General features: G+C 50.2%; 24 protein-coding genes and 1 pseudogene. 10 read left to right on the top strand and 15 right to left on the bottom strand.

Annotated features, from left to right (window positions below):
• The first annotated feature begins 80 nt into the window (after positions 1–80).
• Positions 81–1,163, top strand: a complete 1,083-nt coding sequence (locus V6E55_RS17890) for a competence protein CoiA family protein (protein ID WP_001232447.1) — start codon at positions 81–83, stop codon at positions 1,161–1,163.
• Between the two features lie 165 nt (positions 1,164–1,328).
• Here V6E55_RS17890 and V6E55_RS17885 read toward each other — a convergent pair whose 3' ends face one another.
• The 13 genes from V6E55_RS17885 to V6E55_RS17825 form a co-directional block, all read right to left on the bottom strand.
• Positions 1,329–2,828 carry a helix-hairpin-helix domain-containing protein gene (locus tag V6E55_RS17885; protein ID WP_001284318.1) on the bottom strand — a complete coding sequence of 500 codons (1,500 nt, stop codon included), beginning with the start codon at positions 2,826–2,828 and terminating at the stop codon, positions 1,329–1,331.
• A 25-nt stretch (positions 2,829–2,853) separates the two neighbouring features.
• Entirely contained in the window at positions 2,854–4,491 is a 1,638-nt protein-coding gene (locus V6E55_RS17880; protein ID WP_000081059.1) for a PP2C family serine/threonine-protein phosphatase, read from the bottom strand.
• Positions 4,491–5,531, bottom strand: a complete 1,041-nt coding sequence (locus tag V6E55_RS17875; RefSeq protein ID WP_001253656.1) for a TerY-C metal binding domain-containing protein — start codon at positions 5,529–5,531, stop codon at positions 4,491–4,493. Before V6E55_RS17875 ends, V6E55_RS17880 begins: the two co-directional genes overlap by 1 nt.
• An 84-nt stretch (positions 5,532–5,615) precedes the next feature.
• The gene (locus tag V6E55_RS17870) at positions 5,616–6,254 is read right to left on the bottom strand and encodes a vWA domain-containing protein (protein ID WP_001253658.1); all 639 of its coding nucleotides are present in this window, start codon (positions 6,252–6,254) and stop codon (positions 5,616–5,618) included.
• Positions 6,254–6,895 (bottom strand): TerD family protein, encoded by a 642-nt coding sequence (locus tag V6E55_RS17865; protein WP_000116681.1) that lies wholly within the window; start codon positions 6,893–6,895, stop codon positions 6,254–6,256. The genes V6E55_RS17870 and V6E55_RS17865 overlap by 1 nt, the downstream gene beginning before the upstream one ends.
• A gap of 22 nt (positions 6,896–6,917) precedes the next feature.
• A complete protein-coding gene (locus V6E55_RS17860) occupies positions 6,918–7,556 on the bottom strand; it encodes a vWA domain-containing protein (RefSeq protein WP_001253657.1) in 639 nt (212 codons plus the stop codon).
• A gap of 462 nt (positions 7,557–8,018) precedes the next feature.
• Positions 8,019–8,486 carry a tellurium resistance protein TerW gene (gene terW / locus V6E55_RS17855; protein ID WP_001176767.1) on the bottom strand — a complete coding sequence of 156 codons (468 nt, stop codon included), beginning with the start codon at positions 8,484–8,486 and terminating at the stop codon, positions 8,019–8,021.
• A gap of 17 nt (positions 8,487–8,503) precedes the next feature.
• Complete coding sequence (locus tag V6E55_RS17850; protein WP_011152964.1) at positions 8,504–9,712, bottom strand: DUF4236 domain-containing protein; 1,209 nt, start codon at positions 9,710–9,712, stop codon at positions 8,504–8,506.
• A gap of 10 nt (positions 9,713–9,722) precedes the next feature.
• Positions 9,723–10,679, bottom strand: coding sequence for an HpcH/HpaI aldolase/citrate lyase family protein (locus V6E55_RS17845; RefSeq protein WP_011152965.1), 957 nt, complete (start codon positions 10,677–10,679; stop codon positions 9,723–9,725).
• A complete protein-coding gene (locus tag V6E55_RS17840) occupies positions 10,679–11,758 on the bottom strand; it encodes a cysteine protease StiP family protein (RefSeq protein WP_001585166.1) in 1,080 nt (359 codons plus the stop codon). Before V6E55_RS17840 ends, V6E55_RS17845 begins: the two co-directional genes overlap by 1 nt.
• A 1-nt stretch (position 11,759) precedes the next feature.
• On the bottom strand, positions 11,760–12,533 hold the full coding sequence (locus V6E55_RS17835; protein ID WP_001040058.1) for a hypothetical protein: 774 nt from the start codon (positions 12,531–12,533) through the stop codon (positions 11,760–11,762).
• Entirely contained in the window at positions 12,526–13,668 is a 1,143-nt protein-coding gene (locus V6E55_RS17830) for a phosphoribosyltransferase domain-containing protein (protein ID WP_001280115.1), read from the bottom strand. Before V6E55_RS17830 ends, V6E55_RS17835 begins: the two co-directional genes overlap by 8 nt.
• A 9-nt stretch (positions 13,669–13,677) precedes the next feature.
• A complete protein-coding gene (locus tag V6E55_RS17825; RefSeq protein WP_012695441.1) occupies positions 13,678–14,736 on the bottom strand; it encodes an ATP-grasp domain-containing protein in 1,059 nt (352 codons plus the stop codon).
• A gap of 320 nt (positions 14,737–15,056) precedes the next feature.
• Between V6E55_RS17825 and V6E55_RS17820 the strand changes: the two genes are divergently transcribed.
• The 8 genes from V6E55_RS17820 (at position 15,057) to V6E55_RS17785 (ending at position 21,823) form a co-directional block, all read left to right on the top strand.
• The gene (locus tag V6E55_RS17820; RefSeq protein WP_000254137.1) at positions 15,057–15,638 is read left to right on the top strand and encodes a tellurium resistance-associated protein TerZ; all 582 of its coding nucleotides are present in this window, start codon (positions 15,057–15,059) and stop codon (positions 15,636–15,638) included.
• Positions 15,638–16,795, top strand: a complete 1,158-nt coding sequence (locus V6E55_RS17815) for a TerD family protein (protein ID WP_044704557.1) — start codon at positions 15,638–15,640, stop codon at positions 16,793–16,795. The genes V6E55_RS17820 and V6E55_RS17815 overlap by 1 nt, the downstream gene beginning before the upstream one ends.
• A 22-nt stretch (positions 16,796–16,817) precedes the next feature.
• Positions 16,818–17,273, top strand: coding sequence for a tellurite resistance TerB family protein (locus V6E55_RS17810; RefSeq protein ID WP_000007449.1), 456 nt, complete (start codon positions 16,818–16,820; stop codon positions 17,271–17,273).
• A 22-nt stretch (positions 17,274–17,295) separates the two neighbouring features.
• Positions 17,296–18,336 (top strand): tellurium resistance membrane protein TerC, encoded by a 1,041-nt coding sequence (terC, locus tag V6E55_RS17805; protein WP_000255079.1) that lies wholly within the window; start codon positions 17,296–17,298, stop codon positions 18,334–18,336.
• A 48-nt stretch (positions 18,337–18,384) separates the two neighbouring features.
• On the top strand, positions 18,385–18,963 hold the full coding sequence (terD, locus tag V6E55_RS17800) for a tellurium resistance membrane protein TerD (RefSeq protein ID WP_000116680.1): 579 nt from the start codon (positions 18,385–18,387) through the stop codon (positions 18,961–18,963).
• A gap of 68 nt (positions 18,964–19,031) precedes the next feature.
• Entirely contained in the window at positions 19,032–19,607 is a 576-nt protein-coding gene (locus tag V6E55_RS17795) for a TerD family protein (protein WP_000301247.1), read from the top strand.
• Positions 19,608–20,035: 428 nt separating this feature from the next.
• Entirely contained in the window at positions 20,036–21,277 is a 1,242-nt protein-coding gene (locus V6E55_RS17790; protein WP_001053340.1) for a vWA domain-containing protein, read from the top strand.
• A gap of 90 nt (positions 21,278–21,367) precedes the next feature.
• Positions 21,368–21,823, top strand: coding sequence for a hypothetical protein (locus tag V6E55_RS17785; RefSeq protein ID WP_000374058.1), 456 nt, complete (start codon positions 21,368–21,370; stop codon positions 21,821–21,823).
• A 240-nt stretch (positions 21,824–22,063) separates the two neighbouring features.
• Here V6E55_RS17785 and V6E55_RS17780 read toward each other — a convergent pair whose 3' ends face one another.
• Both V6E55_RS17780 and V6E55_RS17775 read right to left on the bottom strand, forming a co-directional pair.
• The gene (locus V6E55_RS17780) at positions 22,064–22,255 is read right to left on the bottom strand and encodes a DUF7706 family protein (RefSeq protein WP_000398479.1); all 192 of its coding nucleotides are present in this window, start codon (positions 22,253–22,255) and stop codon (positions 22,064–22,066) included.
• A 91-nt stretch (positions 22,256–22,346) separates the two neighbouring features.
• Positions 22,347–22,688: a hypothetical protein gene (locus V6E55_RS17775; protein ID WP_001151572.1), complete on the bottom strand. Its 342-nt coding sequence runs from the start codon at positions 22,686–22,688 to the stop codon at positions 22,347–22,349.
• Positions 22,689–23,313: 625 nt separating this feature from the next.
• On the opposite strand from V6E55_RS17775, the pseudogene V6E55_RS17770 reads away from it, so the two are divergent.
• A pseudogene (locus V6E55_RS17770) lies at positions 23,314–23,534 on the top strand (type I restriction-modification system subunit M N-terminal domain-containing protein); the annotation flags it as partial.
• Positions 23,535–23,632 lie beyond the last annotated feature (98 nt).

Genomic DNA, 23,632 nt, shown 5'->3' with positions numbered 1-23,632 from the left:
TTCTTTTAATTCGTTTTACAGAAATCCTCCTCCGTTATTTCGGATATAGTTTGAATAATTATCAAAAACGGGGTGCAGCCATGCGTAAGAGTTACACATTTGGTATTCCATTTGGACTCCAGAGAGAATCAGGACTCTTTTTAGATATTACAGAGGTCAGCCGGGGTATCGACTGTAACTGCATCTGCCCCGCTTGCAAAACTGATCTGTTAGCAAAGCAGGGGGAGGTCAAGCTTTGGCATTTCTCACACAGTACTGCTGTAGCCGGTGACTGTGATGGTCTGATGGAAGCCATCCGGGGAAAAATTATTGAAGTCATCAACGAGCACCAGGTTCTTGGTTTCCCAAATCTTCTCGCTGGCGACGATGGTGGGCCGGTTTCACTGAATGAGGTTATTGGAAGCGGCAGTATGTTCGGAGGCACAGCTGATCTGTTCGTAAAGGTTAATGATTTATGTGTGGCCGTCTTTCTGGACAGGGATCGTAGCATTTCTGCGAAGTTAACCTTTGACCACCTTCATCCTTCCGAAAGAGTTGCCGCATTGCGTATCGATCTTCCAGATATTGAATATGAAATCAGTCAGGTGCAGCTCGGGCGACGTAAAACAACATACAGTGAGTGCATTGAAAGCCTGATCATTGATGAGACCAGTTCCCGGGAATGGCTATATCATCCATTAATGCATGAACTTGAATCTGAACCTCTTCAGGAGTATCGGGGACGGGAGCCTTCAGAGGAAGGGCCTCTTCTTCAGCGCCTTGCTGACTGTAAGATGAAATTGCCTGATATCCTTCCGGGCAGTCATAACGCGTTAGTCAGGTTACAGCAGGATACGATTGTATGTCTGTGTAGGTTAACGGTTCGGGCTTATGACATCGCTCAGACCGATGAATTTCCTTTGTTCCTTCGCTATTTCAGGTTGCACTGCCTGGAAAACAGCGAACATGTCAGTTACGAAAGACTGATCTGCTGGCAGGAAATGATTTCAAAAACCCAGGAAGGCCAGTCCTTGACACAAAACGAACTTGAATATCTTCATGAGATTGTCCGCATCGCCTTATACAATCACCGGCTTAACAATGTCAGTATTTCAGATGTTAAAAACCATGACACAGGAAAGGAGAGCGGCAGGGTAGAGCCACAAAACTATTCACTCTTATAAATAAATTGGGCTTTGCGCATTAAACCCTTGCCGCAGGAGGTGTACCGCATATCCGGCACAGACAGTCAGTTTTTCTGGCAGCTTAAATTTGACACAGCTTAATATAGTGATTCATTAAACAGGTTCAGTATGCTGCCAGAACGTTTTAGTCGTTATGGGCGTCCGTTAGTTTTCTACTAACTGAACGACGACCAGCCTGCCGCCTTCCTCCTTTGACAGAACAAACTGAGCGTTATTCGTCAGTTCAATTTTTTCCCCAATGGCAATCTGTCGTTTATCCGGTAATGACATAAGCCCATTTATGCCTTCATTTACTAACCACCACTGATCGTTATGGAAAACAAAATACCCAACTCGTTTCCTTTGCAAATCGGTTGTACGCTCATTTGGCGCAATGAGGCGATTCACATGCCACGCATAGATTGACTGCCCGCTCCACACCATCAACCGGTGGTCGTCAGGACGATAACTGCCTTCCTTTCGGGAAGAATATAAATTTAGAACCGGTAATTTACCCTTGTATGGCGTACCGCAGTAGGGACAAACCGGCTTTGTCTTACCCGAGAAAACGTACCATTTCTGTTCACACGCCTTGTTCTGGCAGGGCTGTATCAGATCGACTGTTTTAACCAGGGCGCTTTCCCACTCATCGGCGGTCGGGCGTTTAGTGGCATCGTGTAAGCCATCTATAAAGGCGCGCTCAAACAAAGGTGTCAGATAAGGGCCCATGATGGTGTAAGGAATTTTCTCCGGGTCAGCCCAGGGCAGTGAAAAGGACGATAGCTGACTGACTTTGACTGCATTGCTTTTGTCTGTCGGATGTTCAATGAAGAGTGCCTTCTCACCCATAGATAAGGTCTCATCACGTACTTCATCCGACATGTCATGTATTTTTCCGCCACGTAGCGGATGACGGAAGAACAGATACATGTAGATAAGCACCGACAGCGCATGACGGTCAGTAGTAATGCTTGGCAATACGCGGTTCGGATCCTCTTTGGAAAGATGACTGGTTTTCACCACTTCCGGAGCGATAAAATCCGGGGTGCCCACCACGTCGGGAGGATACTTTCCAGGGACAACCAGGCCGTCTACGTCAATGATGCAGGCATGTCCCATTTCTGGATCGATAAGCACGTTTTTATAGCTTAGATCGCTGTGACAGAGACCTGCCGCATGCATCCTTCTGACGGCTCTTGTCAGCAGCAGACAGACCTTGAGATAGGTAAGCGTATTGCCTCGTTCACGTGGGTCGAGAAATTTGTTCTGGTTGCTGGCGCTGGCAAACCATTTGCCTTCCTTTTCACGACCTTTTATGCCAAGAAAATCATCGTTTTTAGAGCCGTATTTAAAGAAAAAGTAGCTTTTGTAGGTTGGAACCACGATGCCGATTTTATGCCCATGCTCAACAACATGGGTCGGCCAGCAAAACAGGTCCTTCCAGTATTCACCTCCGGACTGGCCAAAAATGTTTTGCCTGTAGCGTCCGGTGATCATATCAATCCGATCCCGGGCCTGCTCGTTCTGCGGTTTATGATAAAAAGCGACGACGTATGATTTATCAGGCGAAAAGTAAACATCCTTCATCGAGCCCGAACCAATTACCTCGTCAACATACTGGACTGTTTCGCCGTCCTTTGTTTTGCACGTAACGATATTTGCCATATTGATCACCGAAAAAGCGTATCCCTTACCACAACACCGCAATAGTGCGGTCATCATGGTTCCCTGTGGAGAAAAAGTTAAGCCAGTCGCCTAACCTCTCAGGCGCAATACTGGCGTCTGTAAGGACAGGGTTGAGCTCATCAACGAGACGGGTCCATTTTTCGTCACTGCGAAGCCCATTATCCGTCTCAAACAGAGGGTCTGAGACGCCGTCTGTCATGAGGATCAAGTGAGATACATCATTCCATTTACCCACGCTGATGCGGCCGCTAAACGAGGGGTCTGCGATAATGCTCTGGTCAAGGAAACGGGTTTGTCCTGCGTATTCTCCGCTATCGGGATTTCCCAGTATCCTGACTTTACCGGAAGGGCTGTATGCACCTATCGCACCATCACCAAGCCAGAATGCAGCCGCAAACAGCTCGTTATCAGTTCGTAGCGCTACAGTTGCCAGAAGGGTTGTTGAATAGGATTTCACAGGTTGTTCTGCACAAATGGCTTCGTTCTGGATACTGTTGACCGCGAGCGTAGCTGCCTGTTTAAAATGATGAAGCATGGCGTTTATTGTTGCCTGCTGATCGCTCCCTTCCCACGCCGTGATGTGCTGCTTTAAATGGACGCCTTTCACACCACTGAGCTGATTTAAAAGGTAATCGCCAGCCGTTTTGACTGCAATCCGGGAGCCTTCCCGGGAATTTACCGCACTACCGGCTCCGTCTGCGACCAGCATGACAGACCATCCTGTTTCCTGGCAGTGGTTGATGTAGAAGTCGTCATCTCTGAAGCTTCCGGCATGCTCATGAGAGCGTCCCCGGCGACTGGCGGCAGCAATACGTATATCACCCCTGACCAGGCCAGCAGCGTCCAGATGGGACTTAGGGTAGGGAGCGTCTGCTGGTGGCTCTACCACCTTCCACAGGCTTCTCGGATCGGGATTGATTATAAATAGCTGTTTTGTTTCACATTCGTCGTGCGACGTGCATGACCAGATTACTGAAAGCTCTATATCGCCGCTTTCGGTGGGAGTACCTGTCAGCAACTCCTGTTCTTTGTCAAAAGACAGGCCAATGTTCCGGGGAAAGACAACGTCCCTGACAGTAGCCTGCTGGCCCTCACCCAGAACGATAGCAACCGGCGAAGAGAAACGTTCGCCTGCGCGGGCGTTGGGGATCGTTATTTTAGCTCTCGGGGGAACGGCAGGTGGCACAGCTAAGCTGGCCCGCTGCTGGCCTGTCGGTATCTGCCCGGGTTTTAATACCAGGGAAGACAGGTTTTCGTCTTCCCTCTGTGCTGGTTTATCAAATTCGTAATAAGGCATCAGCTTCCAGAACGGAGGATGAGGCTCATTTTCTGGCAGGGGTTGCAGTGCTGATGTATCGGTAGCGTCAATGCCCGGGTTATCAGCAACACTTACGACCGTTTGTTGCTGATCGGAAAGACTGGATGCTGACGAGGCGGCAATCTCTGCGTCGTTATCACCTTCGCTAACCCGCGCAGATAAACCCTGTGCAAGGCTCTCAATCCGCTCTTTAAGCCGCATAATTTCTTCGGTAAGGGATGGGTCCTGCGATAGAAGTAAAAGCCGCTCACCTTCAACAGGGTGGCCCAGCTCAGACAGAACTAAGCGGATAATCTTCTCTTCAAGTAAAGCATTTTGCGACATCAACCTCTCCCTCTGTTTACGTCGAAGTTAGTGTTTCCGCCATCATTGCTGAATGACAGGCCTGTTTCACACCACGGGCAGATCACGTCATCCGGGCCGTCAATACACAGCAACTTTCCGCATGAGCACAGGGCAAACGCACTGGCATTACCGCAGTGGGGGCAACCCGGTACGCCATGCAGTTCGCTGGTATTTACCTGCAAACCGGTAGCGGTGGCATCTGACCACGCAAAATAGTCCTCATCGATGGGATAGCATCCGGCAATATTAAAGCTGTTCAGGTTCAGACTGAAATCGAGCCCGGAAACCCTTGCTGGTGGCCGTTCATACTTCATCAGGTACGGACGACGGGTCTTGCTGCAACGGCCGGTAAGCGTAACGCAGTTTTCGTCGTACGCTTTTACTGGCTCGTCCTTGGCCAGCCGGACTATGTATTCAGTCTGGCTGAGCTCAGGTTGTTTGTCGTCCCCGACGCTGCGGCTGTGCGCCGTAACCGAGGCCGTGATCCATTTGATGAAGCGGGTAAAGTCCCCTTCCTGAGATTCGGTGAACAGCATGACATTCTCTGTCAGTTGCCGCAGGATATTCAGGTCCGCTGACGGCCCCAGGCCAACGGCAATGAGATTCACTTTACTCGCGTAGTGATCCTTCCAGCGCTTCACTTCTGCGGTTGTGTCGTCAGTCGGACGTCCGTCGGTAAGGAGATACACGACGGGTTTCCAGTCGCCTTTAGCCTCATGAGTGGTTTTTCTGACCTGGGTATCAATTTGCACGGTCAGCTCACGCAATGCAGCTCCAAGGCTCGTACCGCCGCCAACGGGAAGGCGGGGAGGGTAGAACGAGGCAATTTCGTGAAGAGGTACAATCGTACGGGCTACACCGGCAAATGCGATTACCGAGACCCAGGCTGTTTCAAGTGCGTGTGGATCCTTTCTTAAATCTCCGACGATCATTTGCAGACCATCAGTCATTTTTTTCAGGTTTTCACCAATCATGGACTCTGAACAGTCCAGGACAAAAAACACGGGAAGGCGTCTCATAATTTTCCTCGTACGGCTGGTACGGCCAGCAGAAAACGTTGCTGTACAGAAAGGTGCTGCCCGGAAACAGCACCTTTCTGTCTGTCAGAGCACCAGCTGGATTTCTGGTGGAGGAGGGGGAAGGGTATCAGTTCCGTTATTAATCCCCGCGCTTGTGCTGCCGGAAGACACGCTGGCCGATACCCATTTAAAGAAACCTGCAAACGCGGTTGAATCTAGCGTCTCCAGAGACACAACCTTATCGGTGAGCTGTTTTAAGTGCTCATGGCCTGCTTTAGGACCAACGGCGCAGGCAATGATGGATCCGAATCCCCGGCCGCGAATCGCTTTTACCGCTTCACCGTACGCCAGGGCATCAGAAGGGGTTCCATCAGTCATCAGGAATACCAGAGGACGCCAGTCTCCTTTGGTATCACCATCTGAGCGACGTACATCCCGTTCAACACACTGCATCAGACATTCAAGGGCAGCACCGGTGAACGTCCCGCCTGCGCTTGGCACAACGATGTCAGAAAACTGGAAGTCTTCCAGCGGCGTGAGAGGAATGAACTCACGCGCCTCATTGTCATAGGTGATAATGGAGATATGAACGCTTTCGAGGGCGTAGGGATCCTGGCGAAGAGCGCTAAGCATCGCCTGAATTCCAACGTTAACGGAATGGATTGACTCACCGCGCATCGAGCCGGATGTGTCGATAACAAGGTAAACAGGCAGGCGGCGCATCACATGTAATTCCTCAGGTGCGAGACAAACGAATCTGATTCTGAAGGCTCACCAATTGCCCTGAGTTTCCAGCCTGTAGCCTCGCGTATCAGCTCGGCAAAGACCATGGAGCGCTGGCTGGCGAAGGCGGGTCCGCCAGAAAGATCGAATCGTGCCATTTCAATATTACGGGCATCTACTGCCCGGATGAAGGCATTCTGAACTTTACCAAAGTGCTGCTGGAGCTTTTCACCATTGTAGATCTGAACGATGAACACAATTTTCTCGTACTGAGCGTCAAGGGAATTCAGGCGCACAATAATTTGCTCATCGTCACCGTCACCGGCTCCGGTTCGGTTATCGCCCGTCAGCCAGATATTGCCTGACTTATGGCGAAGGCTGTTGAAAAAGATGATATCGCCATTCACAAGCGTTGGTTTACCATTTTCCACATTGCCGAGATCGGTCACCTTTCCGGCTGAATTACACAGGAAAGCGATCACATCAAGGTCGTATTCTTCTTCTTTTTTACCAAAGATCCCGCCGAGAAAACCTTTCTTTTCCTCATTAATATCCCAACCGAGGCCGATAGTAACGGACGAGAGATCGTATTCATTTTTTTTCAGGCTTACGCCCTGGCCTTTGCTCAGACTGACAGACATGATATCCCCTTAATCAATAAAATTATAAGACCACATTTACTTCTGGCGGCGGCGGTGGCAGGTCTTCAAGACCGATCACTTCTTTTTTGCTGGACTCCACTTTCTGACTGCCTACCGAAATGCTCGCACTGACCCATTTAAAGAAAGCTTTAATCGTCGAACTGTCAGCTGTATCGAGCTGAACCACGATTTCAGTGATTTCTTTGAGGACGCTGGTATCGGCATCATGCCCGGCTGCACATGCCACAACAACGCCGGTTCTGGCCGCTTTAAAGTCATTCAGGCCTTTACGCCAGTCATCATTCGGACTTCCATCCGTCATCAGGAATACAAGGGGACGCCAGTCACCTTTAGTGTCAGCCGTCGTTTTCTGTACTTCTTTGGCAATGGAGCTGGCCGTGAGGGAAAGCGCTTCGCCAAGAGACGTGGTGCCGCTGGCTGTTAGTGCTGGCATCTGGAAACTCAGGAGGTCTGTCAGGGGGACTGCCTGTCGGGCTGAAGAATCAAAGGTGATCACTGACACGTGAGCCGTTTCGAGTGCATACGGATCCTGTTTCAGCGTGGTAAGCAGCGTCTGAACGCCATTTTTAACCGCTTCGATAGGCTCTCCGTGCATAGAGCCGGACGTGTCGAGTAGCAGATATACGGGTAAGCGTCTCAAATGTAATTCCTTCTTAAGAGATCGGAAGAGGAGAGTAGTTTCAGGAAGAGGCCAGGGTTTGTTGATTTGATAAAACGGCACGACATCTGTCGGGTGGAGATTAAATACTCAGAAGCGGCATTAAAGAAATAAGTTAACCACCATAGAATTACCGACATGTGAATGGCCTCTTATCAACAGAAAAATAATTCAGACCGGACTGGAATATAAGATTTCTGAAAAAACTCGGACAAATAAACTGTCTTATGTATGAAATTCATCATACATCACAGATCTGCATGAATGGAGTGTAAAACGCCCAAAGATTGATGTGTAGCACAAGAGGATGTCAAGACACCAGGTTTTGTAGTCAGTAAGGCGCTGCTGGCATTGCGGGAGGAGAATAGATCAAAACTACGTCACGCCAATACAGAGGTAAAATATGACAAAACCGGGGTTTTCACCCCGGTCTGAGATTTAGCGTCAGGACTTTTTAGCGCTGTATTCTTTTATCAGTTCGTCAACGGAGTGCAGAGCCAGCTTCTCTACCGCTTCACTTCGGGTCGAGCCACTCAGCGCAGCCAGACGGTCAATTTTTCTTAAGATCCGCATGCGTAGCGATAAGGACACGGCTGTTTTTTTATCCTTATCGAGTACGACCTTCCCTGTAGACTCACCGGTTTTCAGTTCAGCATTCTGTGCGAGCGCTTCATTCATCCGGCGAAGGGTCTTTTTATCCAGCTGGCCCGGATTAACGAGATGGTAGGAATGACCTGCCTTGCTGTATTTGATCTCCGCAGAATATGACTCGCGTAGCTCTTTGAGGGCCCGGGTTAATGTCGGCTCTGAGCATTCCAGACTGGTTATAATGTCGGCAGCGGAAACGGGCTTGCCGGTGCCCAGTAAGTTGGCAAGCTTAAAAATCCGGGCCTGTCTGGTATTTAATTGCATCGTAAGATTTAGCCTGCTTAAAGGGTTAGTGGTTCAATAGGCTGAAAAATGAAGGTACTGCTCATCTTTCGAATAACCGGGTGATCGCCTAACGCTTCAACCGGATCAATGTGTTCTATGCCTGCAAAATTTACTGACGACATCTGGCTGCGAGTGCATTTGCAGGACAGGATATACTCATCCTCCAGATAGCCGGTCCGCTTACTGACCCGTTGCGTAAAGCCTGACACAATCACGTTGTCGAAAGGTAGCGTATGTAAAACGATACCGACCAGGCGGAACAAGCAGCCATGGACGTGGCGGGCATAGTTTTCGCGTACGGCTTTTTGCGTCATGGCTTTTTCCGTCAGCTCCGTGCCCCGGGCATTAACGCCGTAAATCTTATCAGGGAAATCTTCAATCTCAGCTAAATCAACGTCCAGCAGGACTGCTGATAGCTCCGGCTTTACTTCAAATGCAACAATCGTTTCACGCGGCCATTCAGTTTCTGCCAGCACACCCGCCAGGTATGATTCGAAAAACGCGGCGTCTGTCCGGAACTGCTGCCGGGCATCTGCCTGAGCCGTGGCGAGCCGTTTTTCATGTTCTTCTGCTTCAAACTTCCAGTTTGCATACTGTTCGGCCCAGGCCGTCCGTTGTTGCTGGTACCGGTGCTGTCGAAGGGTATTCTCACGCTCCACATCAATCAGCTCCTGCTGCCACCGGCGAAGATTTTCGGCGTGGCGCTCAGCTTTAGCTGATTCCGATTCAAACCATTTACCCAGAAAACTAATGCCTTCGCTCTCGGCAGGCTTTTCCGGCAATGCAAGGTAGTCTGGCTTTTCTGGACGCACCGGTGCCGGAACCTGAAAAGGCGACGTTCTGTTATGCAGGTATACTGCTTCCAGCTCTGCCCAGCTGATGCCTGTTTTTGGATCCGGCGTCAGCTCGTGAATATTACGGATTGCGGTTACCGCTGACATGAGTTCAGCGGCTTCCTGCTCAAGCGCCTGTCTGAGCCCCGGGTCGGTTGCCGTCCGGTTTCCACCTCCGGAACGCGCGGCCCGGTCAAGCCGGGTACGGTAACTCAGCCCGGTACCGGGCAAGCCCAGATTGGCATAGGTCCCCCGGCTACCAAAAGAAACGGAAGCACCTCTCGGCCCGACACTCAGGCTCGGTGCACCGTTACTCAGGTTGAGGCGAACGCCAGGAATAATGTTGATCGACTTTCTGAACCTGAACCCCATTATGATTTCCTTAATGATGCTGGGTCACGGTAAGTAATCTGATTCCATCAGCGCTTTGCTCGTTCTGTAACCCATAAAAACGAGCTCTGTCCAGAATGCCAGCCGCCCAGCGGCGATGTGTGGCGGGTTCACACATTGCTCCCTGCGACTTAAACACGGCCTGGGTAGAGTTCAGGATCCGCAGAGCGTCAGAATACTCACCCTGAGTGACCATCAGCGCGTTTTGAATGACCTCTATCTGACCCGGGTGAATGGCCGTTTTCCCAACAAGCCCATGTGCCATATCAAGAGCCAGCTCTCTGGCCATAACGGCATGATCGTCAATATGCTCACATACGGGCGCGGTCAGGGCAAAATCACGCGGGCCGAAGACTGAAACGAGCATTTTGATGACGTAGCCCATCGGGCTGTCATACAGCGTCAGGTCCCGGGGGCGGCGAAGCGACACAACGTTCATAAGATCGTTGCCGCCGATTCGAAGCGCAATAATGCGGTCGTGGCAGGGATGTTCCACCAGGCGAGTGGCCAGCTCGCGCATCTGAACCACGTCAAAGACGTCTTCTGTTTCCAGCGTTGGCATCATGCACAGGTGAGTCCCGCCCATGATATCCCACCATTCAGCTAACGAACTGAGGGTAAATTTCGGCAACACAAACCCATCGACAGCGGAAAGATCATAATGCGCTTTTAACCATCTGCCCATTTCGGCATGCCGAGGGCGAATGAACACCAGAGGCCAGTCATTTTTACCCAGGCTACGCATGCTGTTACTGAGCTCGTGCAGCAGGTGCTCCAGATTTTTGAGGGCGATGGGGATGTCTGCTTCACTGACAGCATCCTCCAGGCAAATCACCAGAGAGCGCAAACCCGGGATTTTCCCGTGCAGGACGGCATCAGCAATATCTTCCCGTGTTGCAGGCATGTATAGCGTGGCTCCCAGATTCCAGGGAGAAAGACGATTTTTCATCAGAGTACCTTCTTGATAATGGTTACAGCCCGATACTGGCCGAGGGTTCCCCCCATTTCTGTAACAACTATTCCCTTTTCACGAGCAAGCCCTACAAGCAAGGCAACGTCCGGGTCGTCAATAGAACGCACAAATACATGGTCCGGTACCCGACGTAATACAGCCCGGGTTGCTTCAGCAATACCGGGTTTAATACGATTGACGCTGTCCACTTTAAATTCATCGGCCAGGAACGCGATAACGTCGCGACTTGTCTGCCATAAGACCCGGGCTGACTCCATATTCCAGCTCAGGGTAGCGAGGGATGACGGGGTTAACTTCTTACGGAAATGGGCGACGGTATCGACAAGCATCCGGCTGCATTCGAATTCACTGAGATGCTCGCAAACCATGCACCCATGTAATCCTTCAGAGGACCATACTGACCGGGAGATCAGGCCTGATACCGGCGCACCCATGATGCCAAAAGGAATGAGCCAGTCATCATCACTGGCTGCAAGCCAGGAGCAGCCACAGGGATCGGCCAGGACAACCAGTCGCGGCTGCTCAGGATAGCCCGGGCGATCTTTCAGTGCGCGTACAAGCTCTCCGGTAATTGCGCCTTTACCTGTCCATCCGTCAACAAAGACAATACCGCTGGTACCATGGCGCTCTTCAATGACGTCGAGGGCTGCACCGTCAATTCCACGATCCCGGATAATGCTGATACCGTAATGCCATGAGGTTTTCCCCATGTCACGCAGGGCCTGGTGCAGCATAACGCCGAGCGGCACGCCAGCTCTGACGAGACTGGCCAGTACAATGGGCTCATCACCGAAGCGTTCGGCCAGAGCAATAGCGAGCTGTGTGACTTCTTTTGCAAGTCTCTCTGCGCCCCGATCCAGCGCCCGGTGAAACAAATCAAGATGCCATTGTGTTGGCGCTGGCTCCTGACTGAGCATGTCCGAATAATGTTTCTTCCCTGACTGAATCAGCTCTTCTTTTTGCTCAACCGGCGTCATCTCAATGACTACCGGCTTTAGCAGAAATTCCACGTCACCGGGCTGGTATGAGCCGGTAAATGTGTCATGTGGCTGCATTTTAATTTTCTCCAAAAATTCGCTGTGAAATGGCATCTGCAAACTGACTCTGACGCGGGATGCCAAACCAGCTGCACAGTTTCATAAAACGATGATCGCTCAGGCTGTCGCCCAGACCAATTACGGGGAAGACTCCGCGTTCAGCCCGAAGTTTTTCAAGAAGCCATCTGACTGCCAGCCCTTTCTCAACCGCGGTGGGAAGCCAGGCCACGTTATTACTGTTGCGGTGGATGTAGAAGCCCTCGGTCGGAAACACCGTTTCTATCTCATCTGCAATGGCATTGAGCTCGTCAAGGCGGGTGCTGTCGCGGTGCTTCATCACCATATAAACCGCCGTTTCACCGTATTCGAAGTTCAGCCTTGCCCAGGCATTGATCCCTTTTGCGTCCATCATTTCAGTGATCAGACGCTGCATCGATGTCAGCTTTTCCTGATAGGGAGCCAGCTGGCCGAGCATATGGGCCTTCCACTCCTCGTCGGGTTTGCCTTCTGGCGTGAGAATGACGGCCCCGTGAGTGGTGATTGCCCAGGAGTGGAAAGGGATCCGTACGCGGCTGATTTCTTCAGTTCCCCGTGCGGTAACGGGTATGAGTTCAGCCTGCTCCAGGAGCCAGTCCACCAACATGGACTGTTCTTCCGTCATAAAGCTTCGTGGATTCAGGGTGCGATCAACGGCACCGGTACGGAATGGCTCCAGGGCCAGCTCGTCCACCATTTTACGACGGGTCTGAAAGAGCGTGTCGTCAAGGTCGCTCAGAACAACGGGTTTATTCATAGGTAACAATCTCCACGACGGCCGCAACCTCAGCCAGCGCTTTAAGAAGCTGCGTGTCAATACTTTCTGCGGGTGTCTCAGTACACACAAGAATGCGGTCAAACTGCTGGTGGGCGACGTTATAGACAAAATTGGGGATGCCCAGCCCGTAGTTATCCGTAAAGGAAATGGCGGACTCAATGGCATAACCAACGGCGATAGGGGAGCGGGTGGTCGATCCATAAAATGCCTGTGCTCCGGCAGCTTCGAGCCGTTCAGCAAGCAGGAACGGCTCCCAGACGAATTCCCCGGTCCCGAGAACCAGAATACGTTCCCCCTTGTGGACGGAGACCTCATGGCCGAGATCGGCCGCAGGTGCGAGCATCCCCAGTCGGCCCCAGGACTGTTTTCCCTGGATGTCCCATTCTCCTCGTGAAGTTACGTTGACTTTCGGCATGTCCGGGACAGGTGCATCAGGTAATGGGGTCCATCCCCACTTACCGCTTACAAGAGAAACCGAAGTGACTGGTAAGGTGCTGCGCTCGGACAAGGCTTTGCCACTCCAGTCGGTAAGCGTAACGGCTATAACCTGTTCAATATGTTGAAGCTTGCCGGTATTACGCAGGGCTGAAAGCAGGTTAATAAAGGTATTACCGGTGGTTGCCTCGTCATCAATCAAAACCAGCGTTCGTGCGTTGGTAACACGACGTCTTTTCTCTTCATCATCTGGCAGATAGATCAGATGATCGGTGGCGTGGCTGTGTTCTTCCTTGAACTCGCAAAGCAACGTGCCATCAACCGGGTGACGGGTAGAGGTCAGATAGACAGATTCAGGATGCTGGTGGCGCACTTCATCAAATACACCGGCCCCAAGCCCAACGGCGGTTTCAGCCATACCGATAAACAGTACGGGTCCTGTCAGTGTCGAGGGGAACTGGCTGGCAAGCTGTCTGTAGGCCTGCCGCATGACTGAGGGTGGCACGGGAATGTGCCTGCCGAGTACTTTGCTGACAAACAGAAAGGCGCGTTTCGGGTTACGTCTTTCAGCGATGTCAAACAGGTCATCGAGCGAAACTTCACCCTGGTCGCGGGTTACCTGAATCGTACCGCATGAGAGGGTACGGCGATAAATCATATCTTCGAGGATATCAGACATAAATACGCCTTAATTCAGAAGGTTAGAGAGTGATTCCGGGTATGCAATTACATCCGTAATGGATCTCACCGCAACCGGAGAAAAGGTGTTTTTAGCGCTCTGGCGCACCATATCTTCAGACATCAGACCGAGCTTAAAGGCAGCAAATAACCCAGGAAGGTTCACCCCGCTGTGAAGGGTATAACCCACCCCCCCTGACGGACGCATGTTGGTTTCAAGCAGCACCGGGTTGCCATTCACATCGTTTCGCGTCTGAACATTCACCAGCCCGTCGGCCTTCATAACCCTGGCGCAGTCACACGCCAGTTCCCAGGCGCTTCCTTCGTTTACCAGATACTGGATAACCCCTTCCTTACGGCGTCCCACGGCTGCGAGTATTTCGCCCTTATCCGCGAGGATATCGACGGAAAATTCCGGGCCTGGCAGGTACGGCATCAAAACAAGGGGTTTAAACGACTCAGCAGCTGATGCTGCTGCAATATACTGTTGCGGACTGACCAGACGATGTTCGGGATGATTAAAGACGGCCATAGGCGAAGCACTGTCATCAAAGCGCCAGAATCCCATGCCATAGATACCCGTCACCGGCTTCACGCATACCGGGCTGTCAGTGAACGGCGGGGCCGCGAGGTGTGTTTTTAATTCTGCCAGCGTATTCACCCGCCAGGATGGTACGACCGGGAGACCCTTTTGCTCCATAAACTGAGCAAAAGTAACTTTTTCGTCAGCCAGAGTTAACCAGTCGACGCCCGTTGCACCGGTAGTAAGGGTGGCACCGGTCGATTCAATGGCTGAACGGTGTTCTTCAAACCACTGGCTGTTACGGCCAGTATGAATATGGTGGATGCCGTAGGACTGAATGGTTTCCTGGATAAACTGAAGACGTTTTTGAGGATCTTCAGGTTCAGTCAAAGAATAGTCGGCAACGGAAAGGATTTCATTTCTTTCGTTACGGTGGGAGGCAAAAACGGTAATGGCAAAATTATTTTTTTTTGCAAATGATTTTACCCCCTGAATAATATCTCGCTGGGAGGATAAACCTTCCATAAACCAAATTTTCTTGTTCATTTTTTTTAATTATCCGGAACGCCATGCAAATTTATGATTGAGAAGTGAGTCTATGAGTGTCTAAGCTACATGTCAATCATAATATGATTAATAACTCCTGTGGTTATGGAGTGCGTCAGGTTTTTTGGATTCCTGATAACACATTGATATTTAAATTAAACTTAGAAAATTAACACCCTGAAAAGGATTTCTTTTTGTGTTTTTACAGAAAACTACCAAAATTTCCCTTGTCAGAGAACTTCATCATGATATGATTTTCTTCGTCAGTTACTAAATATACCTTTGATTGTCTCGGTCATTACCATTTTAAGGAATAAAACATGGTTTCATTAGTTAAGAACCAGACGGTATCACTCAGCAAAGAATCATCTGCATTAAGCCAGCTTCATTTCGGTCTCGGTTGGGATCCGGTTAAGAAAAAAGGTCTTCTTGGAGGATTGTTTGGAGGCAACGACTCAATCGATCTCGATGCTGGCTGCGTATTAATGGACAGCACCGGTAAAACAATTGACACCATCTGGTTCCGCAAACTGGAATCCACCTGCGGCGCTGTTGTGCACAGTGGCGATAACCTGACCGGTGAAGGTGACGGTGACGATGAGGTGATTAATGTCAACCTCTCCCGACTGCCTGCAAACGTTGAATACCTGGCGTTTACGGTAAACAGCTTCCGTGGTCAGTCGTTCAATGACGTCGAAAACGCGTTCTGCCGCGTTGTCGATCAAACCGGCAAAGAGCTGGCTCGCTACAAGCTGACTGAGCAGGGCTCACATACCGGGATCGTTATTTCTTCGCTGCGCCGTAATAACGGCAACTGGGACTTTACCGCCCTTGGCCATGCCTGTCGCGGCCGCACAATTGACGATATGCACTCCGATATCGTTTCAGCGGTTATTCGCTAATGAACCTGACGCCGGGGGGCAATGCCCCCGTTCCAGCCCAGGAGTTGCGGGTCCGGATCACCTCGGGCGGCCAGGTGGATGCTTCGGCGTTTCGCCTGTATGCCGACGGGAAGGTGCAGGGTGATGCGGACATGGTGTTTTATGGTCAGCCACGTAACGATGATGGTACCGTCAGCCTGGTCAGTGAAGGCCAGTACTCAACCTTTACTGTCGCGCTCAACCGGCTGAAACCTGATGTCCAGAAAATTGCGTTCACCGTGACCTGTGACGGTGGGCAGACGGCGTCCGGTCTTCGTAATCTTTCCATCGACGTGGAGCAAGGGGCTACCGGCCTGGTTAGCGGCAGTGTCGAACTGAGCGGCCGTCAGGAAGCAGCCTTAATTCTGGGTGAATTTTACCGTCGTAATAATGACTGGAAATTCCGCTTCGTTGCGCAGGGGTTCAACGGTGGACTTAAACCGCTGGCAGAGCATTTCGGCGTAAATATTGCCGACGAACCGGCTCCCGCAGCCCCGACTCCTCCGGTTGTAACCCCTCCGCCAGTTGAGACAAAAATCAGCCTGAGCAAGGTATCGCTGACAAAAGAGAAGCCTGCAATCAGCCTGACCAAACGGGATAACTTCGGTGAAATCCGGATCAACCTGAACTGGCACCGGGGCAGCGGCAAATCAGGCTTTGCAGGCATGTTCGGCTCCAAAGGAATCGACCTGGATCTGGGGGCCTTTGTTGAGCTTCAGGACGGGTATAAATCGGTCATTCAGGCGCTCGGTAATGCATTCGGTGATTATCGCGATGAACCGTATGTTCAGCTCAAGGGCGATGACCGGACGGGTGATGTATCAGACGGCGAGTGGCTGCATATCAATGGACGTGAATGGAAGCATATCCGCGAAGTGCTGATTTACGCCTTTATTTATGAAGGTGTTCCCAGCTGGGACAAGACTGATGGTGTGGTCACCATTCATGTGCCGGATCAACCGCCCATTGAGACCCGCCTGACCGAAGGTGAAAACCGTCGCACATTGTGCGCCATTGCCAGACTCGTAAACGAAAACGGCGCAATTAAAGTCGAGCGAATTAACCAGTACTTCAAAGGCCAGGACGAAATGGACCGGGCATTTGGCTGGGGATTTCGCTGGAGCGCCGGTTCTAAATAACACAGCAACAAAGGAAACAGGTATGAGCTTTTTCGACAAAGTTAAAGGTGCCATTAACTCAGGCCGTGACGAACTGACCCGCCAGGTTGGCCGTTTCAAAAACAAAAAATTCATGCAGGGCACCGTTGCTGTATGTGCCCGTATTGCCGTATCGAGTGACGGCGTAAGTTCGGAAGAAAAGCAGAAAATGATGGGCTTTCTGCGCTCTTCAGAAGAGCTGAAGGTCTTCGATACCAATGAGGTGATTGAGTTCTTCAATAAACTGGTTTCAAGCTTCGATTTCGATGTTGAAATCGGCAAGGGCGAAACCATGAAATACATCCTGGCGCTGAAAGATCAGCCTGAGGCCGCTCAGCTGGCCTTACGTGTTGGTATTGCCGTTGCGAAAAGTGACGGTAACTTCGATCAGGACGAGAAACTGGCCTCCCGCGAGATCGCTATCGCGTTGGGCTTCGACCCGGCTGAATTTGGCCTCTGATCCACATCCCTAAGGGTAAAATATGGTTTCCACACACATCGGCTTCCCGACTGAAACGGTCATTGTTTTTATTGCGCTTTCAGTCGGTGCCATCTTTATTGACCTGTTTATGCACCGTGATGACAAGCCTATTTCGCTGAAGAGTGCGGCGCTCTGGTCCGTATTCTGGGTTGTGGTTGCGATGGCATTTGCCGGTTTCCTCTATATCCACCACGGTGCTGAGGTTGCCAGTCTGTTTGTCACGGGTTATGCGCTGGAGAAAGTGCTGTCGGTCGATAACCTGTTCGTCATGATGGCCATCTTCTCCTGGTTCGCCGTTCCGGATCGTTATCGCCACCGTGTTCTCTACTGGGGGATCATTGGTGCCATTGTCTTCAGGGGCATCTTTGTCGCCATCGGTACGAGCCTGCTGAGTCTGGGGCCGTATGTTGAAGTTGTCTTCGCTATTATCGTTGCCTGGACAGCGGTCATGATGCTTAAAAGCGGTGATGACGATGATGAAATTGAGGATTACTCCCAGCATCTGGCTTACCGCATGGTTAAACGCTTCTTCCCTATCTGGCCGAAGCTCAGAGGGCATGCCTTCCTGCTTAACCAGAAGGAAGTGGATGCTGAACTGGCGAAACCAGAAAACAGCGATGTCACCATTGGCCGTGGTAAAAAAGCGGCGCTGTATGCGACCCCGCTGTTCCTGTGTGTGGCTGTGGTTGAACTCTCGGACGTAATGTTCGCGTTTGACTCGGTACCGGCAATCATTGCCGTCAGTCGTGAACCGCTTATCGTCTATAGTGCCATGATGTTTGCTATCCTGGGCCTGCGTACTCTGTACTTTGTCCTTGAGGCACTGAAACAGTACCTGGTTCATCTGGAGAAGGCCGTTATCGTGCTGCTGTTCTTCATCGCGGCAAAACTCGGCCTGAATGCGACCGATCACATCTGGCATCATGGTTACAGCATCGCGGCAACAACCAGCCTGTATGTTGTACTGGGTGTACTGGCGCTGGGCATTCTCGCAAGCGTCATGTTCCCGGGCAAACCTGAATCTGAGGAAAAGGGGAGTTAATCCCCTTAAGTGTTAACCTGAACAATTACTAATCGAAGAGGTTATTTTATGAGTGTTTCTCTTTCCAAAGGCGGGAACGTCTCCCTAAGTAAAGCAGCTCCGTCAATGAAAAACGTCCTGGTGGGCCTTGGCTGGGATGCGCGTTCAACAGACGGTCAGGACTTTGACCTGGATGCTTCAGCATTCCTGCTGGCCTCAAACGGCAAAGTGCGCGGCGATTCAGATTTCATCTTCTATAACAACCTGACGTCATCCGACGGTTCCGTAACGCACACCGGCGATAACCGCACCGGTGAGGGCGATGGTGATGATGAATCGCTGAAAATTAAACTGGACGCCGTCCCGTCTGAAGTTGACAAGATCATCTTCGTTGTGACCATCCACGATGCTCAGGCTCGTCGCCAGAGCTTTGGTCAGGTATCCGGTGCGTTTATTCGTCTGGTTAATGACGATAACCAGACTGAAGTTGCTCGCTACGATCTGACCGAAGATGCGTCCACTGAGACTGCCATGCTGTTCGGCGAGCTGTATCGCCACAATGGTGAGTGGAAATTCCGCGCAGTAGGTCAGGGTTATGCTGGTGGTCTGGCATCTGTATGTGCTCAGTACGGCATTAACGCGTCCTGATCAAAAAGTAACTTTTCTACCCGGGGCTGTTAATGCAGCCCTCATTCAACTGTTTGCAGGAGCTAAAAATGGCAGTTTCTCTCGTAAAAGGCGGCAATGTATCTCTGACCAAAGAAGCACCAACCATGAATGTTGCTATGGTTGGCCTAGGCTGGGATGCCCGTGTAACCGATGGTCAGGGTTTTGACCTGGACGCTTCCGTGTTCGCAGTAGGCGAAGACGGTAAAGTGTTGTCAGATGCGCATTTCATTTTCTTCAATAACAAAACCAGCCCTGATGGCGCGGTAGAGCACCAGGGCGACAACCGTACCGGTGAAGGCGACGGCGACGATGAGCAGGTCAAAATCGATCTGACCAAAGTCTCAGCAGATATCAAAAAACTGGTGTTTGCCGTTACCATCTATGATGCAGAAGCGCGTAAACAAAACTTCGGCATGGTGAGCAACAGCTTCATGCGCGTTTACAACAACGACAACGGCACGGAAATTGCCCGTTTCGATCTGTCTGAAGATGCCTCAACCGAAACCGCTATGGTCTTCGGTGAACTGTATCGTCATGGCGCTGAGTGGAAGTTTAAAGCTGTCGGTCAGGGCTTTGCCGGTGGCCTGGCGGCTCTTGCCTCCCAGCACGGCGTTAACATCTAAAATAACGCTGAATCATACCCCGGCAATGCCGGGGTTTTTTTTGGTTGCGATCCGCTATCAGGAGGGGGGGGGCAGAAAGGGTTCGGGAATCTCAGAAAGCAGAGAGATGTTAATTCTGACGTGAGCCTTTTAAAGGCAGGAAACGGATTTTTCTCTGGTTGCTGGTTAAAGCCTGTATTCCGTGCCTTATATCAACAGCATGCCCCTCTGATATATGTTACGTTTGCGACTTATGAAGGCACGGGTTCTGGAAGATAAAATACCCGACCAATGGAAATTCCAATTCAACAGGTATAGAAACTTCAACGTGATGAAATATGGTGTCACACCATATATACGCCTCACCAGAAATCCAGCGTCCTGAACTAAGCCAGGGGAACCTATATAAACGCTGCGCTTTAAAATAATCAAAAATCAGGAGAGTTAATGTGAATCTACAATCCGGACAAAACATACCACTTCAGCAATCTGCGATCAGGCTGAATCTTCAGTACCCTACCAAATCCGGCTTTAAAGGCGAACCCGATACCTGCCTGTTCCTGCTTAATGCTCAGGGAAAGGTCAGCGGCGATTCTGACTTTATCTTTTACAATAATCTGTCTTCTCCTGAAGGGGCAGTAAAGCTCGTTACCGGTTCTCAGCAGTCCAGCATTGAGATAGCACTGGATCGTGTTCCTGCGAACATCAGTAAAATTGCAATCACAGTTGTCATTGATGGTGAAGATACCATCAGTGGGCTCAGTTCGTTGAGCATGCAGGCTCAAGGAATCGCTGAGTTCCAGGCTGAGACTCAGGGCCGCAGTGAGAAAGCAATTATCCTGGGTGAAGTATATCGGCACAATGGCGCCTGGAAGCTTCGTGCGCTCGGGCAGGGTTTCAACGGTGGTCTTGAGCCTCTGGCCATTAGCTATGGCGTTGATGTCGCACAGCCAGCTCCGCAGCCAGCAAAGCCTGCTCGTATCAGTCTGGAAAAGAAACTGGAAACCAGATCTCCGCGCCTTGTAAGCCTCGCTAAAAAAGCCTCGGTCAGTCTTACTAAAAATAAACTGGACACCCTTGAGGCAGCGGTTGCATTTGTACTTGACGCATCCGGCTCAATGAGTGGCCAGTTCAGTAAGGGTAACGTTCAGTCTGTGCTGGACCGCATCGCCGTTCTTGCCGCCCAGTTCGACGACGACGGTGAAATGGATGTCTGGGGATTTGGAGAGAAGCATAAGAAGTATCCAAACGTCACACTGGACAACCTGGACACATATATTCAGTCCATTCGCGGGGCTGGAAAGCGTTCAGCCTGGGAGAACCTGCCGGGCCTCGGAGGGACAAACAACGAGCCTCCTGTGATGGAAGAAATAGTCGACTACTTTAAGGACTCGAAAATCCCGGTGTATGTTGTATTTATTACCGATGGCGGGATCAGCAAGACCCGGGCGATTAAAGATGCAATCCGGCGTTCTGCCAACTACCCCATCTTCTGGAAGTTTGTCGGCCTGGGTGGTTCAAGCTACGGTATCCTCAAAAATCTGGATGACTTTACTGACCGCCGGGTTGATAACACCCACTTCTTTGCCATGGATGATTTCGGTTCGATTAGCGATGAAAAGTTATATGATAATCTACTGGAAGAATTCAGACCGTGGATCGATGAAACAAAAAGGTTAGGCATCCTTTAATACGCACAGTTTGAGCTTGGTTGAATGAGCTCTACAGCAGCTTAATACTGTAGAGCCTTTGTTCATTGGAAATCGTACAGGGAGGCGCATATGGACCGCATCAAGTACCTGAAATGGATAGCTGAAGAATCACCAAGTACGGCTCAGCAGCTGGTGGCCTGGTTAAACAGAGCAAGGCACTATACGCCCGACATGAAAGAGCATCAGGCAGGTGTACAGATTCAAGAAAAGGGGATTGTTGTAGGGCTTAGACAAAGTACTAATCGTTATCATGGAGATTGTCTGACCATACATGTGGTACGGCTTCCGGAAGAAATACAAAACAAGGGATGGTTTAAGTCTTTTCTGAAGCTTTGCTGTGAATCGAATCCCTGGTGCGATGTTGTAATAGAAGACGTGAAAAACCCATATTTATTAAGCTTTTGTAAGAAACTAAACTTTACTGTATTAGATGAATTTTACCCGAATACTTACATAGTAAACACAGATGCCATTATGAGTTTACCTATCCCACCCTTAGGGAGATACGAAACCTATCTTTATTAAACCTGCGAACCTTTACCGGTTGCGTGGGGAGCGGATGGACTTCGGCTAAAGAAAAATCACATCGTCTATTTTGACCAGAAAAAGCTAATCTGCTTGATGTAATGCAGAAACGCATTACATTAATATCTTCTCCCAACAATCACCTGAACAATTCCCTGATTGCTTTTCACCTCATACCAGTGCTGGCTCATAGTTAGTCCTTAAGCAAATTTGTTATCGGAATAAAGAACGAAGCCAGCCTCATCGAGGCGCATAACCTTCTTCCCTTAACGCCTGTTGTAATTTTTCAATTGCGCTTTTCATTACCCAGGCTTCTTCGTCACTCACAGCACAGCCACGAAGATCGCTCCAGCTCAGACGTTTAACTAATTGAGCAAGGGCCATAGTTTCATTCTCATCAAGCTGCAAACTCAGTGTCTCAATACCTTCCACTATCTAACCTCCCTTATACTGAAAAATGGCGCTTTATTTCTGACCAGATGCCGAAGCCTTGAATGCGGCCGGAACTGCCGTTGTTTCTACTTTACAGAAATGGAATTAAAAAGTGGTGGTGCTGGGCACGTTTCTTTTCCAGTCGGGGTTTAAGCCAGAGCCGAAACTCATTCAACTTCTCAGCAGCCAAAACCGCTTCAACGGGGAAAACTTTATATTTACCCTGCTGCTGAGGTTCACCCAACCATCGCCTGATGGCTCCGTCAGTCCATAAACGAGTCTCTTTGAGCCTGGTTACAGTGACCCATTTCCTGGACCATTCATCAAATTGTCGCTGGCGATCCCGATAACGTTGTTCTTCCTGCTGACGAAGCCAGTCACGATCAACAGCGAATTTTCGGTATCCAACAAAGAGCCCTTGTACTTTGGCCATGACAACATTCCGGTTTGCTTAGAACTGTTCAGACAGACATGTCAGGGATAAAGCTGAAGAAAAAGGTACAACGAAGAATAACCAAGACATAGGCCTGCCGGGTAAGTGGTGCGGTGCACAGGACTGTCGGAAAGTACGCTCAGAGAGGGTCGTTTAAGCATGATGCACCACCGCCAGCCAGCCTTAATAATGGTAATGTACCACTGGGTTACCAGACAGACCAGTAACGCATCAAACATAAAACTGTTTTTTAAAAAACGTCAGGAACGTAGCCTGACCTTTTAACCAGTGGTGTAAAAAACATACAGATTGCTCTGAGGTATGAGGTTCAGCAACTAGCCTTGTCGACGCAGAAACATTAAGTAATCAATAGCAGCTATCGCAAACAATGGTGAAAACCACCACGTGCTTTTCAACAAGCCAAGCGGCAGAAAGAGTACAGTTGCCATCGAATAAACAAAAACACGAACCATACCATCTGTAATAAACATAGGCTATTTGCAATCTGAGGTTGGATTGTAGATTTTAGTTAGAAATGGATCAAAGTCCGTTTTGTGCAAAACTTGGTTGACAACCCTCTTTTGGAAGATGTGCCGTTTCGTGCAAAAGTTGGTTGGAGGCCAAGATGGCAGAGTTCGTAGGTTCGGCTGCTTCGCAAGCTGATTTCATTTGGAAGAACGCGGAAGACCTGTGGGGGGGGATTTCAAGCATACCGACTTCGGCAAGATCATTTTGCCGTTTACTCTGCTGCGTCGATTGGAGTGCGCACTGGAGTCTACACGGGAAGCATCGCTCGATAGCCAACCAGCCACGATTGAGTTCTTAGAAGCAGAGTTCAGTGTTGATTTCGATGCGCTGCTATCTTGACCGCCAATCAGACCCGCATGGTTCAGGTTTGTGTATGAGAGTCCCCAAATGGCTGTAGTTCTAACCAAAGCCTTGAT

It is taken from the genome of Enterobacter sp. 342 (assembly GCF_036663495.1).
Taxonomy (GTDB): Bacteria; Pseudomonadota; Gammaproteobacteria; order Enterobacterales; family Enterobacteriaceae; genus Enterobacter.
This window is presented reverse-complemented; position numbering and strand designations above follow the sequence as displayed.

Coding starts and splice junctions, on each gene's coding strand:
- V6E55_RS17890 (WP_001232447.1), top strand. CDS start 81: ATGCGTAAGAGTTACACATTTGGTATTCCATTTGGACTCCAGAGAGAA.
- V6E55_RS17840 (WP_001585166.1), bottom strand. CDS start 11,758: ATGCAGCCACATGACACATTTACCGGCTCATACCAGCCCGGTGACGTG.
- V6E55_RS17815 (WP_044704557.1), top strand. CDS start 15,638: ATGAACCTGACGCCGGGGGGCAATGCCCCCGTTCCAGCCCAGGAGTTG.
- V6E55_RS17785 (WP_000374058.1), top strand. CDS start 21,368: ATGGACCGCATCAAGTACCTGAAATGGATAGCTGAAGAATCACCAAGT.
- terC (WP_000255079.1), top strand. CDS start 17,296: ATGGTTTCCACACACATCGGCTTCCCGACTGAAACGGTCATTGTTTTT.
- V6E55_RS17830 (WP_001280115.1), bottom strand. CDS start 13,668: ATGTCTGATATCCTCGAAGATATGATTTATCGCCGTACCCTCTCATGC.
- terD (WP_000116680.1), top strand. CDS start 18,385: ATGAGTGTTTCTCTTTCCAAAGGCGGGAACGTCTCCCTAAGTAAAGCA.
- V6E55_RS17880 (WP_000081059.1), bottom strand. CDS start 4,491: ATGTCGCAAAATGCTTTACTTGAAGAGAAGATTATCCGCTTAGTTCTG.
- V6E55_RS17820 (WP_000254137.1), top strand. CDS start 15,057: ATGGTTTCATTAGTTAAGAACCAGACGGTATCACTCAGCAAAGAATCA.
- V6E55_RS17845 (WP_011152965.1), bottom strand. CDS start 10,679: ATGAAAAATCGTCTTTCTCCCTGGAATCTGGGAGCCACGCTATACATG.
- V6E55_RS17885 (WP_001284318.1), bottom strand. CDS start 2,828: ATGGCAAATATCGTTACGTGCAAAACAAAGGACGGCGAAACAGTCCAG.
- V6E55_RS17865 (WP_000116681.1), bottom strand. CDS start 6,895: ATGTCTGTCAGTCTGAGCAAAGGCCAGGGCGTAAGCCTGAAAAAAAAT.
- V6E55_RS17870 (WP_001253658.1), bottom strand. CDS start 6,254: ATGCGCCGCCTGCCTGTTTACCTTGTTATCGACACATCCGGCTCGATG.
- terW (WP_001176767.1), bottom strand. CDS start 8,486: ATGCAATTAAATACCAGACAGGCCCGGATTTTTAAGCTTGCCAACTTA.
- V6E55_RS17850 (WP_011152964.1), bottom strand. CDS start 9,712: ATGGGGTTCAGGTTCAGAAAGTCGATCAACATTATTCCTGGCGTTCGC.
- V6E55_RS17875 (WP_001253656.1), bottom strand. CDS start 5,531: ATGAGACGCCTTCCCGTGTTTTTTGTCCTGGACTGTTCAGAGTCCATG.
- V6E55_RS17835 (WP_001040058.1), bottom strand. CDS start 12,533: ATGAATAAACCCGTTGTTCTGAGCGACCTTGACGACACGCTCTTTCAG.
- V6E55_RS17795 (WP_000301247.1), top strand. CDS start 19,032: ATGGCAGTTTCTCTCGTAAAAGGCGGCAATGTATCTCTGACCAAAGAA.
- V6E55_RS17775 (WP_001151572.1), bottom strand. CDS start 22,688: ATGGCCAAAGTACAAGGGCTCTTTGTTGGATACCGAAAATTCGCTGTT.
- V6E55_RS17825 (WP_012695441.1), bottom strand. CDS start 14,736: ATGAACAAGAAAATTTGGTTTATGGAAGGTTTATCCTCCCAGCGAGAT.
- V6E55_RS17810 (WP_000007449.1), top strand. CDS start 16,818: ATGAGCTTTTTCGACAAAGTTAAAGGTGCCATTAACTCAGGCCGTGAC.